12 protein-coding genes are annotated in these 12,257 nt (G+C 66.7%); all 12 read right to left on the bottom strand.

The window, feature by feature from the left end; all coding sequences use genetic code 11:
- Nucleotides 1-40: 40 nt before the first annotated feature.
- Nucleotides 41-826: a phytanoyl-CoA dioxygenase family protein gene (locus NMI01S_RS03620; RefSeq protein WP_245716687.1), complete on the bottom strand. Its 786-nt coding sequence runs from the start codon at nt 824-826 to the stop codon at nt 41-43.
- 138 nt (nt 827-964) lie between these two features.
- A complete protein-coding gene (locus NMI01S_RS03625) occupies nt 965-3,514 on the bottom strand; it encodes an ATP-dependent Clp protease ATP-binding subunit (protein ID WP_062994533.1) in 2,550 nt (849 codons plus the stop codon).
- A gap of 287 nt (nt 3,515-3,801) precedes the next feature.
- Nucleotides 3,802-4,776 carry an esterase/lipase family protein gene (locus NMI01S_RS03630; protein ID WP_062994534.1) on the bottom strand — a complete coding sequence of 325 codons (975 nt, stop codon included), beginning with the start codon at nt 4,774-4,776 and terminating at the stop codon, nt 3,802-3,804.
- Between the two features lie 112 nt (nt 4,777-4,888).
- Nucleotides 4,889-5,512, bottom strand: a complete 624-nt coding sequence (locus tag NMI01S_RS03635; protein WP_062994535.1) for an FHA domain-containing protein — start codon at nt 5,510-5,512, stop codon at nt 4,889-4,891.
- Nucleotides 5,513-5,731: 219 nt separating this feature from the next.
- Nucleotides 5,732-6,097 carry a histone-like nucleoid-structuring protein Lsr2 gene (locus NMI01S_RS03640; RefSeq protein WP_030517338.1) on the bottom strand — a complete coding sequence of 122 codons (366 nt, stop codon included), beginning with the start codon at nt 6,095-6,097 and terminating at the stop codon, nt 5,732-5,734.
- Nucleotides 6,098-6,211: 114 nt separating this feature from the next.
- Entirely contained in the window at nt 6,212-7,678 is a 1,467-nt protein-coding gene (gene lysS, locus NMI01S_RS03645) for a lysine--tRNA ligase (RefSeq protein WP_062994536.1), read from the bottom strand.
- A 165-nt stretch (nt 7,679-7,843) separates the two neighbouring features.
- The gene (locus NMI01S_RS03650; RefSeq protein ID WP_036497453.1) at nt 7,844-8,281 is read right to left on the bottom strand and encodes a rhodanese-like domain-containing protein; all 438 of its coding nucleotides are present in this window, start codon (nt 8,279-8,281) and stop codon (nt 7,844-7,846) included.
- Nucleotides 8,278-8,937, bottom strand: coding sequence for a cupin domain-containing protein (locus tag NMI01S_RS03655; RefSeq protein ID WP_084512245.1), 660 nt, complete (start codon nt 8,935-8,937; stop codon nt 8,278-8,280). The genes NMI01S_RS03650 and NMI01S_RS03655 overlap by 4 nt, the downstream gene beginning before the upstream one ends.
- A 176-nt stretch (nt 8,938-9,113) precedes the next feature.
- Nucleotides 9,114-9,908: a type III pantothenate kinase gene (locus tag NMI01S_RS03660; protein WP_062994537.1), complete on the bottom strand. Its 795-nt coding sequence runs from the start codon at nt 9,906-9,908 to the stop codon at nt 9,114-9,116.
- A 21-nt stretch (nt 9,909-9,929) separates the two neighbouring features.
- Nucleotides 9,930-10,349 (bottom strand): aspartate 1-decarboxylase, encoded by a 420-nt coding sequence (panD, locus tag NMI01S_RS03665; RefSeq protein ID WP_062994538.1) that lies wholly within the window; start codon nt 10,347-10,349, stop codon nt 9,930-9,932.
- 14 nt (nt 10,350-10,363) lie between these two features.
- Complete coding sequence (panC, locus tag NMI01S_RS03670) at nt 10,364-11,317, bottom strand: pantoate--beta-alanine ligase (protein ID WP_062994539.1); 954 nt, start codon at nt 11,315-11,317, stop codon at nt 10,364-10,366.
- On the bottom strand, nt 11,317-12,192 hold the full coding sequence (locus NMI01S_RS03675) for a Rossmann-like and DUF2520 domain-containing protein (RefSeq protein ID WP_062994779.1): 876 nt from the start codon (nt 12,190-12,192) through the stop codon (nt 11,317-11,319). Before NMI01S_RS03675 ends, panC begins: the two co-directional genes overlap by 1 nt.
- Between the last annotated feature and the right edge of the window lie 65 nt (nt 12,193-12,257).

Here is a 12,257-nt window from a genome sequence, read left to right on the forward strand (position 1 = left end):
CCGTCCGGAGAACACATCCCGGGTACGTCCCCGCGCGTAGTCAGCGGATGGCGCCGAGCTCGAGGCCCCGTCGAATCGCCTGCTCCACCGGCGAATACGCCCCGTCGGGCCGGTCCAGCACGCACGGCTCCCGCAGCCGCAGCGGCGGCTGGGCCATGAATTTCGGGTTCCGGCCGCGATGCGCCTGGGCGGCATGCACCAGGAACGGGTGGCACAGATACACGTCTCCGGCCCGGCCGGTCGCCGCCACCTCGGGCAGATCCGCGGTCGCCGCGAAAGCGTCCACCAGATCGAACATCGCGACTCCGGCCTCGCCGTACGGTTCGAGTACCTTCGCCGTCCGCAGATGTGAGCCCACCCGAATCCGGGTCGGCGCGTCATCGGGTCCGACGTCGGAGAACAGGTACAGCATCAGCAGTCCCCGGCCCTTCGACCGCACATTGATCCGCCACCGCAGATAGTCCTCCGGATCCTCGCCCGGGAAACTCGCATCGATGTGCCATCCGTCGTCACCGGGCGGCTGCTCGCCGGGGAAACGAATCGGGAAGGTGCCCAGGCCCTGCTGCGGTTTCCACCGACCGGCACCGACCAGCCGATCGCACGCGTCGGCCAGCAGTGGACTCTGCGCGGCCCGGGCGAACGGCGGGTCCCCGAAGCCGGGTAGCCGGATCACCGGGCGCGTCCACGTCCCGGAATCCTCCGGATCGCATCCGGTCGCCCGCCAGAGGATCTCCCGCGCCTCGGCCGCGATGGCCGCGGAGAACGCACCCTCCACCCGGACGAAACCCTCGGCGACGAACCCCTCCACCTCGGCATCGGTCAGCACACAGCCCTCTTTCCGCTCGCGAACATCGCCAGAATGGAACATTCGCCCGCGCGGCCGCTACTCATTTAGTGCGCATACGACGATGCCGGTCACCCCGCGAGGCGGGATGACCGGCATCTACCGATCTGTGCGGACTACTTACTCGCCCGAGGCCTCGGGAGTGGTCTCGCCCGCGCCGGCCAGCGCCGCGACCGGCTCGGCCTCCGCCTTCGCGGGCTTGGCCTTACCGGCGAAGGTGAACTTGGCGTCCTCACCGGCGCCCTCGCCGTCCCAGTTCTCGACGTCGACCTCCACGATCTGGCCGGGGCCGATCTCGCCGAACAGGATCTTCTCCGAGAGCTGATCCTCGATCTCGCGCTGAATCGTCCGGCGCAGCGGGCGGGCGCCCAGCACCGGGTCGAATCCGCGCTTGGCGAGCAGGCTCTTGGCCTTCTCGGTGAGCTCGATCTCCATATCCTTGTTCCGCAGCTGGGTCGCGACGCGGTTGATCATCAGATCCACCATCTCCACGATCTGCTCGTTGGTGAGCTGGTGGAAGACGATGACGTCGTCGATACGGTTCAGGAACTCCGGACGGAAGTGCTTCTTCAGCTCGTCGTTGACCTTGAGCTTCATCCGCTCGTAGTTCGAGCCCTCGGCGTTGGACTGCGAGAAGCCCAGACCCACGGCCTTCGAGATATCCGAGGTGCCGAGGTTCGAGGTGAAGATCAGCACCGTGTTCTTGAAGTCCACGGTCCGGCCCTGGCCGTCGGTGAGGCGACCGTCCTCCAGCACCTGCAACAGGGTGTTGTAGATCTCCTGGTGGGCCTTCTCGATCTCGTCGAACAGCACGACCGAGAACGGCTTGCGGCGCACCTTCTCGGTGAGCTGGCCGCCCTCCTCGTAGCCGACGTAGCCCGGAGGGGCACCGAACAGCCGCGAGGCGGTGAAGCGGTCGTGGAACTCGCCCATGTCGATCTGGATGAGCGCGTCGTCGTCGCCGAACAGGAAGTTCGCCAGCGCCTTGGACAGCTCGGTCTTACCGACGCCGGACGGACCGGCGAAGATGAACGAGCCGGACGGACGCTTCGGATCCTTCAGGCCGGCGCGAGTACGGCGGATGGCCTTCGACACGGCCTTGACCGCATCCTCCTGGCCGATGATCCGCTTGTGCAGCTCGTCCTCCATGCGGAGCAGACGGGTGGTCTCCTCCTCGGTGAGCTTGAACACCGGAATACCGGTCCAGTTGGCCAGCACCTCCGCGATCTGCTCGTCGTCGACCTCGGCCACGACGTCCAGATCACCGGAACGCCATTGCTTCTCCCGCTCGGCGCGCTTGGCGACGAGCTGCTTCTCCTTGTCGCGCAACCGCGCGGCCTTCTCGAAGTCCTGCGCGTCGATGGCGCTTTCCTTCTCCCGGCGCGCATCGGCGATCTTGTCGTCGAATTCGCGCAGGTCCGGCGGAGCGGTCATCCGGCGGATGCGCATCCGCGCACCGGCCTCGTCGATCAGGTCGATCGCCTTGTCCGGCAGGAACCGGTCGTTGATGTACCGGTCGGCCAGCGTAGCCGCGGCCACCAGCGCACCGTCGGTGATGGAGACCCGGTGGTGCGCCTCGTAGCGGTCGCGCAGACCCTTGAGGATGTTGATGGTGTGCTCGACCGTCGGCTCGCCCACCTGGACCGGCTGGAACCGGCGCTCCAGGGCGGCGTCCTTCTCGATGTACTTGCGGTACTCGTCGAGGGTGGTGGCACCGATGGTCTGCAGCTCACCGCGGGCCAGCTTCGGCTTCAGGATCGAGGCCGCGTCGATGGCGCCCTCGGCGGCACCCGCACCCACGAGCGTGTGCAGCTCGTCGATGAACAGGATGATGTCGCCGCGGGTGTTGATCTCCTTGAGCACCTTCTTCAGGCGCTCCTCGAAATCACCGCGGTAGCGGCTGCCCGCGACCAGGGAACCCAGGTCGAGGGTGTAGAGCTGCTTGTCCTTCAGCGTCTCCGGCACCTCGCCGTTGACGATGGCCTGGGCGAGACCCTCGACGACGGCGGTCTTACCGACGCCGGGCTCACCGATCAGGACCGGGTTGTTCTTGGTGCGGCGGCTCAGCACCTGCATGACGCGCTCGATCTCCTTCGAGCGGCCGATGACGGGGTCGAGTTTGCCTTCGAGTGCGGCCTGGGTCAGATTGCGCCCGAACTGGTCGAGGACCAGCGAGGTGGACGGAGTCCCGGACTCGCCACGAGCGCCGGACTCCACCGCCTCCTTACCGCCCTGGTAGCCGGACAGCAGCTGGATGACCTGCTGCCGCACCCGGTTGAGGTCGGCGCCCAGCTTCACCAGCACCTGGGCCGCGACGCCTTCGCCCTCACGAATCAGGCCGAGCAGAATGTGCTCGGTGCCGATGTAGTTGTGGCCGAGCTGCAGCGCTTCGCGCAGGCTCAGCTCCAGCACCTTCTTGGCCCGGGGGGTGAAGGGGATGTGACCGGACGGCGCCTGCTGGCCCTGTCCGATGATCTCCTCCACCTGGCTGCGCACACCCTCGAGCGAAATTCCCAGCGACTCCAGGGACTTCGCCGCGACACCCTCACCCTCGTGGATCAGGCCCAGCAGGATGTGCTCGGTGCCGATGTAGTTGTGGTTGAGCATCCGAGCCTCTTCTTGGGCCAGGACAACGACCCGCCGCGCGCGGTCGGTGAACCTCTCGAACATCGCTCCCTCACTTCCTGCTCCGCTATCCACGGCATCCGGCGCTGCTGTTGTGCTTCACACCTGTGGCGCCAGCCTGCCATGAAGCCCTGGGGTTGCATCCCCCGCCTCTACTGTAGTTGGCGGGGGTCACGGCCGTCGTCCGTCCACCCTATTGCGAACGGGCGACAACGCGAGTCATACCGTTCTAACGCGACTCCGACCCGGAACGTTTCCCCAGCAACTACGCCCACAGCTGAATTTTCCGCCTCCGCTTCGCGACGGCGGGATTCGCGGCCCCGGATACGGAACTATCCGGTGATCGGCGGGATGAAGTGGCAGGGCACCGGCCGCGGATCGTCCGGATCCAGGGCGTTGAGCGCGAACGCCGCCGCCCGGTCGCTGCCCGCGATACCCGCGTGCTCCGAGTAGTCCGCCGCGCAGCCGTCCTGGACCACGACGTTCGTCGTCTTCGGGCCGGGAACCAAGGCGACGGTGTACGGGACCACCAGCTCGTCGTAGCGGGTCTCGATATTGGTGTAGATGACGTCCGGGTCGTAGACGCCGTCGGCGTTCAGAGAGCGGATGAAGTCCGTACTACCCGTCATCTGCGCGCAGGCCGCACAGGGGCTCACCCCCAGGGCGGCGTCGAAGGCCGGCTCCGCGCCCAGGCGCCGGGCGAAATCGCGAGCCGGGTCGATCACCGGGCCGAAGGTGCCCAGCCACGGCGCCGCGATCGCCACGAACTTGTCGACCTTGTCGGAACCGCCCAGTCGCTTCACGAAGTAGTTGCCCACCAGATTGCCCTGCGAATGCGCGATCAGATCGACCTTCGCGGCTCCGGTCGCCGTCAGCACCCGGTCCACGAACGCCGCGAGCTGTGCCGAACTGTCCTCGATCGGCAGCATTCCGCCGATCGCCGAGAGCGGCCACGGCAGATCGTAGGCGCCGTAGGTCAGCGAATAGACGCAATATCCCTCGTTGGCCAGCAGCGGCGCGTACACGCCCCAGTTCGTCTGCGCCCCGCCGCCGGTGCCGTGCACCAGCACGACGGGTTCCGGATGGGCGTCGCTGGGCCGGCACGACCAGTCGTCGGCGCCGGGCAGGGATCCACCCGGATTTCGCAGCTCGTACGGAATGCCGGAGAAGAAGTTGTAGTCCACCGGATATTCGGCGTGAGCCGCGGCGGCGGCGGTCACCCACATGGTGCTCAATACCGCCAGGACGAGAACGGATCCGGGCAACCGGCGAAACAGACGCGGCGCACACACGGAACGAGAAGGCATTGCGAGCCCCTCCCCAAACTAGAACGTGTTTCAACACTAGCGGGGGAAGGGAACCGTTCGGATAGATACCGGCGGGTAACAAGAATCGCTCATCACATCCGGCTGGCCGGTATCAGAGGTCGCGATGCGAGATGATGCCGTTCTGGATGGCCAGCGCCGCCAGCCGCACCCGCTTCTGATTCTGCGGCAGGTCTTCGACGCCGAACTTCGAAAACAGCGCGCGCAGATGGGTTTTGATCGCATCCACGCTCAGGTACAACTCGTCGGCGATCTGCTGATTGGATGCGGGCGTGGCGAATTCGGTGTTGCCGCGATACGGGCGGCACAGCGCGATCAGTACCGCGCGCTGGGTATCGGTGAGCGATCGCGGACTCGGGACCGAGCCGACCGAGGTCCGGGTCGCGTCGTCGACCGTGCCGGTGTAATCGTGGAACGACAACATAGAGGTACCGACCCGGATGCGGTCGCCGGCCTCGAGCCGGCGGCGGCCGGCCAGTCGCTCCCCGTTGACGAAGGTGCCGTTGCGCGACAGTCCGTCGTCGACGATCGTCCAGTGCGCGCCGAGATATTCCACGGCCGCATGCAATCGCGACACCTCGGCGTCCCAGCCCAGCGACAGATCCGCCTGCGGCGAACGCCCGATGGTGATGCGCTGATGATCCGGGGTCAGCGTCAGTTCGTGCCGGCTGCCGGTGTCGTCGATGAACCGGAGAAACGATTCGTGAATGTCCGTCACCGCGTTGCTACCCCCACTCTCGTACCGCCAGTGACGTGGTCTGCATAGGCCCCATGGTGCCGCGCCGACGCGGCGGCGAGCAAGATCACCACGCCGGGGCCGTCCGCGCGCGAGCCCACGGAATTACCGTCACCGCATCGAAATGCCGCTGCCGCCCGGACGTCGCACGATTCCTCCGGGCGGCAGCGGCACAGACGCAGCCGGGTCTTTTCGACCGCACTAGTTGTTGCGGCCGACTTCCTTGTGGTAGCTCTCCACGACATCGGCGGAGATGCGACCACGCGCGGAAACCTTGTGGCCCTTGCGCCGCGCCCATTCCCGAATTGCCGCACTCTGTTCGCGATCCATGGAAACTCGGCCCTTCGGCGCTCCGGTGGTCGCACCGACCGGCTTGCTGCGCCGGCGACCGCTCACCCGGCGGGCATTGGCGACCCACACATCCAGCCCGTCCCGCAGCTTCGCCGCATTCGCCGCGGACAGGTCGATCTCGTACGAAACACCGTCGATCGCGAACTCGATGGTCTCGTCCGCAATGGACTCACCATCGACATCGTCGATCAGGCTAACGGTGACCTTCTTTGCCATGAGATGAACGTCCTCTCGAAATCGTGCGACCCGGATACCAGGCCGATGCCCGAGTCGAGAATACCTCTAGATACGAAATTTCCAAGACGGGGAATCGGCATTCAAACCCGGTACTCAGCGACCGGACGGACGCACAATTGGGAACAGTATGGTTTCCCGGATTCCGAGTCCGGTCAGTGCCATCAGCAAGCGGTCGATTCCCATACCGGTACCCGTTGTCGGCGGCATACCATGTTCCATGGCGGCGAGGAAGTCTTCGTCGAGCCGCATGGCCTCGTCGTCACCAGCGGCGGCCAGCCTGGCCTGGTCGACAAAACGTTCCCGCTGCACGACCGGATCCACGAGTTCCGAATAGCCAGTGGCCAACTCGAATCCGCGGACATACAGATCCCACTTCTCCGTGACGCCCGGCTTACTGCGATGCTGCCGTGTCAGCGGCGACGTCTCCACCGGGAAGTCACGTACGAAAGTGGGGGCATACAGCTTGTCGCCATAGCTGTGTTCCCACAGTTCCTCGACAAGTTTGCCGTGGCCGTAACCCTTGTCCGGAGGAATTTCCAGACCGACCCGATCGGCCAGGGCCAGCAATTCCGGAACAGTAGTTTCCGGCGTTACCTCGACACCCAGCGAATCGGATAGTGAAGGATACATCTCGACGGTGTTCCACTCACCACTCAGATCGTATTCCGTACCGTCGGCGAGCGTGACGACCTGAGTACCGAAGACCTCTTGCGCGACTTCCTGGATCAATTCCCGCATCATCAGCGCGGAATCGTCGTAGGTGCCGTAGGCCTCATATGTTTCCAGCATCGCGAACTCGGGCGAATGCGTCGAGTCGGCGCCCTCGTTACGGAAGTTGCGGTTGATCTCGAAGACCTTCTCGATCCCGCCCACCACACAGCGCTTCAGGAACAACTCCGGCGCGATGCGCAGATACAGATCCATATCCAGCGCATTGGAATGGGTGACGAACGGACGCGCCGCCGCACCCCCGTGCAGGGTCTGCAGCATCGGCGTCTCGACCTCGAGGAAACCCCTGCGCTCCAATGCATTTCGCAGTGCGCGCACGGCCGCGACCCGGGTGCGGGCGTTCTCCCGCGCCTCCGGCCGCACGATGAGGTCGACATAACGCTGCCGGACCCGCGACTCCTCGCTCATCTCCTTGTGCGCCACTGGCAGCGGACGCAGCGATTTGGCCGCCATCGACCAGGAATCGGCCATCACGCTCAGTTCGCCGGTACGGGAGGAGATCACCTCACCGTGCACGAAGACGAAATCACCCAGATCGACATCGGCCTTCCACGCCGCCAGCGCGTCGGCGCCGACACCGTTCAGGCTGATCATCGCCTGCAGCTTGGTGCCGTCACCCTCCTGCAGCGTGGCGAAGCACAGTTTGCCGGTATTGCGCATGAAGATGACCCGGCCGGCCACACCGGCCTGCACTCCGGTGCTGGTGTCGGGCGCGAGGTCGGGATAGGCGGCGCGGATCTCGGCGAGGCTGTGGGTCCGCGGCACCACGACCGGATACGCCTCGACGCCCGCGTCGATCAGCCGCTCACGCTTCTCCCGGCGGATCCGCATCTGCTCGGGAACGTCGACTTCCGCTGCGGCAGGATGCGATTGCCCCGCAGGAACCCGGCCCGCGGAGCCACCGGACGAAGGGCTGTTCGGGGTGCTCACAGCGAACCACCCTATCGTGCTCCGGAAATCGTTTTGCGCGCGCCCGACCCCCGCTCACCCGGGCGATTACAGCGAGACGAGTGCGTTGATCTCACCGGCCAGATGCGGTGCGCCCGCGGCCACCGACAGCAGCCCCGCGGCCTTTACCGCCTGATAGCCACCGACCAGATCGGTGGCCCGGTGCAGACCCAACTGCTGCAGTGCCGCGGCCGCCAGGCTCGACGTGTAGCCCTCCGAGCAGACGATCACCCATTCGCGATCGTGATCGGTGGCCAGCGCGAGCCGCGCGGAGCTGGTGGGGTCCAGCCGCCACTCCAGCACGTTGCGCTCGATCACCAATGCGCCCGGCAGGGTGCCCTCCTTGACGCGCTGAGCTTGCGGGCGAATATCGACCAGCAGGGCGCCGCGCGCGATCGCCTCCGGTAATTCGAATGCGTACATGCGCGTCAATCGCGCACGCGCCGCCTCCAGCATGTCATTGATGGTGAGATGCGTGTGCGTCATTTCACATCGCCTTCGGGCTGGTCGGTGAGCACGGTACGGGTGCGCCGCAGCGTGCCGTGGCCGGTCACTTCGTAATACGACATGGCGGACAGAGGTGGTGAATACGCGTGCACCGACAGCGTCGGATTCGACGGTTCGGGCGCACCCGCGACGTGGTCCGGGGCACGTACCACGTCGTGCACCCAGCCGAGCGGGAACGAGGCCTGATCGCCGGCGGCCAGGGTGCGCTGACGCAATTCCTTACCGTTCCAGCGGAATTCCGAGAGCGCGCCGCTCAACACGGTCAACGCGCCGAGCGAGCCGGCATGGTCGTGTAGTTCCGTCGACCGGTCCGGCACCCAGCTGATCAACCAGACGTCGACCTCGTCGTCAGCGAGAAGGCGCACCGCCCAACGGTTTTCGGTCGGCCACACACCCCCCGACGGCAGCAGGTGGTCGAAGCGGCCGGCCAGTACGTCCTCGGCACCCTCGTCGGTCAGCCGCAGCAGATCCGCCGGACGCAGCCGGGTCGGCAACGCGGACGAGACCGAGCGATCGGTGATCTCCGCGACGAGCCGGTTGGCCGGGCGAGCGGGCGGCAACTGCCCCGTCCGGCGATGCGCGGCGTCAGCGCTCGCGGCGGAGGTAACAGCAGAGGTGATTACAGAGGAACGCATGAGCGAAGCTCCAGGAGTAGTGGATGGCCGAGGGCGGATACGCAGCCTCGACAATCAGCCGAGGCGAATCAGCCTCGACAACACTCCTGGGTGCTCACGCGGAAAGTCACGAGCCGAAGTCTAGCAGGGCGGCCGGTGCGCGCAAGAGCGGTGTGTTCCACCCCACAGCGCCGCCGTCAGGGGCGGCGGCGCTGCTGGTTGCGCTCGTAGACCAGACGCAGGCCGTCCAGCGTCAGATGCGGCTCGTGGTGATCGATGGTCTCGGATTCGGGGACGATCAGCGGTGCGGTCGGGCCCGTCGCCACCACCGACACGTCGTCACCGGCGAAGGCGTCGAGCTCGTCGCGGATCCGGTCGATCAAGCCGTCGACCAGCCCTGCGAAGCCGAACACCGCACCGGACTGCATGCATTCCATGCTGTTCTTACCCACCACCGAACGCGGGCGGGCCAGCTCCGCGCGCCGCAGCGCACTGCGGGCCACCAGCGCCTCGGTGGAGATCTCCACCCCGGGCGCGATCGTCCCGCCGAGGAATTCCCCCTTCGCCGACACCAGGTCGACACAGATGGCGGTACCGAAATCGACCACGATCGCCGGTGAATCGAAACGATGATATGCCGCAAGGCAATTCACGATCCGGTCGGCGCCGACCTCCTTCGGATTGTCGACCAGCAGCGGAATTCCGGTGCGCACGCCGGGTTCCACCAGCACGTGCGGCACATGCGACCAGTAGCGGCCCAACATGGTTCGCAACTCCCGCAGCACCGGCGGCACCGTCGACAGGGCCGAGACCCCGACCACCTGATCCAGCCGCTCGCCCACCAAACCCCGTACCTGCATGGCGAATTCGTCGGCGGTCAGCAACGGATTGGTGTGCACCCGCCAGGTGTGCGCCAGTTCCGCGTGCGCACCACTGCCCGAGAACAGGCCGATCTCGATACTGGTGTTGCGGACGTCGATCGTCAGCAGCATCCTCGCCCCGCTGCCCGCGGCTCAGGCGAAGGTCAGCGAGCGCGGCGAGGTCAACCCCGAACCCTCCGGGGCGTGCGCCGGGTCCGAACCCAGCTCCACCGGACGGTTGCGGTCGTCGACGAACACCACCCGCGGCTGGTACTCGCGCAGCTCGGACTCGTCCATCATGCCGTAGGCGATCAGGATGACGAGATCACCCGGATTCACCAGATGCGCTGCGGCGCCGTTGATTCCGATCACGCCCGAACCGCGCTCACCGGCGATCACATAGGTTTCCAGCCGAGCGCCGTTGTCGATATCGACGATGCAGACCTGCTCACCCTCGAGCAGATCGGCGGCATCCATCAGATCCGGGTCCACGGTCACCGAACCCACATAGTGCAGATCGGCGTGAGTCACCGTGGCACGGTGGATCTTCGACTTCATCATGGTGCGCAACATCGTGGTCGCCTTTCCTATGCGTCGGCCTGGGCAGGCTGGAAATCGGGGATAGCGTTGTGGCCGCCCGCGGCGGGGACGGTGACGGGCACGTTGTCGATCAAACGAGTGGCGCCGATGCGGGCGGCCACCAGCAGACGAGCGTTCCCGCTGCTCGGAATGGGGCCCAGATCCGAACCGCGCAACTCCAGGTAGTCGACGTCGACACCGGTCGCGCCGTCGAGCACCGAACGGGCCGCGGCCACCACCGCATCGGGTCCACGCCCCGCCGCATGCCGGCCCGCGGCCAGCGCGGCGGACAGCGTGATCGCCGATTCGCGCTGCTGCTCGTCCAGATAGCGGTTGCGTGAGGACAGCGCCAAGCCGTCGGATTCGCGCACCGTCGGGACCGCGACGATCTCGACGTCGAAGTTCAGATCCCGGACCATCTGCCGGATCAGAGTCAGCTGCTGATAATCCTTCTCGCCGAAGAACGCCTCGTGCGGACGGACGATCTGCAGCAGTTTCGCCACCACCGTCAACATTCCGGCGAAGTGGGTCGGACGGCTGGCGCCCTCCAACTCGGCGCCGAGCGGTCCCGGATGGACCGAGGTCCGCGGACCCTCCGGATACATCTGGGCCACGCTCGGCGCGAACACCAGCGCCACGCCTTCCGCACGCAACAGCGCCACATCGCTGTCGAGTGTGCGCGGATACTTGTCGAAGTCCTCGTTCTCGCCGAACTGCAGCGGATTGACGAAGATCGACACCACCACAATCTGATTCGTGCGCTTGGCGCGGCGCACCAACTCCAGATGACCCTCGTGCAGGGCACCCATCGTCGGCACCAGCGCGACCGTGCGCCCCACCCCGCGCAGCGCGGAGGTCACCGCCGAGAGCCCCGCCGGCTCGTGCACCACCGTCGTATCGCCCGGGCGATACAGGGTGCGCAACTGCTCCGGGGTCAGCTTCTTCGCTCGCGAATTCGACATCAGTGTCCCTCCAGCAGGCCGATCAGATCCGGACTCGTGCGGGCCAGCTGCGCCGTCCGCAGCGACATCGCGCGATAGCCCGCGGCCAGCTCCGCATCGGCCGCGGCCAGTGCCTCCAAGTGCGCCGACACCGCGAGGGCGTCACCACGCGCCACCGGACCGGTCAACGCGGGCAGACCCCGGCGCAGCGCGTTGTCCAGCGCCGCCGACGCCAGCGGTGCCAGCATCCGCTCCGCCAATCCGTTGGGCTGCTCGTCGACCACCTGCTGCCCGAGCAGACCCGGGCCGTCCAGCGCCGCCCGCAACGCCGCCACCGCATCGACGATCAGGGTGACCAGATGATTACTGCCGTGCGCGAGAGCCGCGTGATAGAGCGCTCGATTCTCCTCCGGCACCCGCACCGGTTCGCCGCCCATCTCGATCACCAGCGACTGCGCGATCGCATAACCGATCTCGTCGGCCGCGGTGATGCCGAAACAGGCATTCGCCAAGCGGGCGGTGTCCTCGTCGTGGCCGGTGAAGGTCATCGCCGGATGGATCGCCAGCGGGCGGACACCGGTCAGCGGGGACAGTACGGCCACGCCGTTCGCCCCCGAGGTATGCGCGACGATCGTTCCCGGACGGACCACCTGCGCGGCCGCCAAACCGGCCACCAGAGCGGGCAGTTCACTGTCCGGCACCGCCAGGATCAACAGTTCGCTGCGCGCCGCGATCTCCTCCACCGGCAGGATCCGAGACTCCGGCAACCGCGTCCGTGCGCGATGCCGCGACGCATCGGAGATCGCGGACACCCCGAACACCACATGCCCGGCGCGCTCCAGCGCGACGCCCAGCGCCGAACCCACCCGGCCCGCCGACACGATGCCGACCGTCAGCCGGGCCGGCGCCGGATCAGAGCCGGAAACAGCCGACGAGCCCGATACCGCGGGCGCGGCGGGGC

Source organism: Nocardia mikamii NBRC 108933, from assembly GCF_001613505.1.
Lineage (GTDB): Bacteria > Actinomycetota > Actinomycetes > Mycobacteriales > Mycobacteriaceae > Nocardia > Nocardia mikamii.

Excerpts from the sequence above, each read along its gene's own strand:
- NMI01S_RS03640 (WP_030517338.1), bottom strand. The coding sequence starts at position 6,097 with ATGGCAAAGAAGGTCACCGTTAGCCTGATCGACGATGTCGATGGTGAG.
- NMI01S_RS03655 (WP_084512245.1), bottom strand. The coding sequence starts at position 8,937 with ATGCGTTCCTCTGTAATCACCTCTGCTGTTACCTCCGCCGCGAGCGCT.
- lysS (WP_062994536.1), bottom strand. The coding sequence starts at position 7,678 with ATGCGGATCCGCCGGGAGAAGCGTGAGCGGCTGATCGACGCGGGCGTC.
- NMI01S_RS03650 (WP_036497453.1), bottom strand. The coding sequence starts at position 8,281 with ATGACGCACACGCATCTCACCATCAATGACATGCTGGAGGCGGCGCGT.
- NMI01S_RS03660 (WP_062994537.1), bottom strand. The coding sequence starts at position 9,908 with ATGCTGCTGACGATCGACGTCCGCAACACCAGTATCGAGATCGGCCTG.
- panC (WP_062994539.1), bottom strand. The coding sequence starts at position 11,317 with ATGTCGAATTCGCGAGCGAAGAAGCTGACCCCGGAGCAGTTGCGCACC.
- panD (WP_062994538.1), bottom strand. The coding sequence starts at position 10,349 with ATGTTGCGCACCATGATGAAGTCGAAGATCCACCGTGCCACGGTGACT.
- NMI01S_RS03630 (WP_062994534.1), bottom strand. The coding sequence starts at position 4,776 with ATGCCTTCTCGTTCCGTGTGTGCGCCGCGTCTGTTTCGCCGGTTGCCC.
- NMI01S_RS03625 (WP_062994533.1), bottom strand. The coding sequence starts at position 3,514 with ATGTTCGAGAGGTTCACCGACCGCGCGCGGCGGGTCGTTGTCCTGGCC.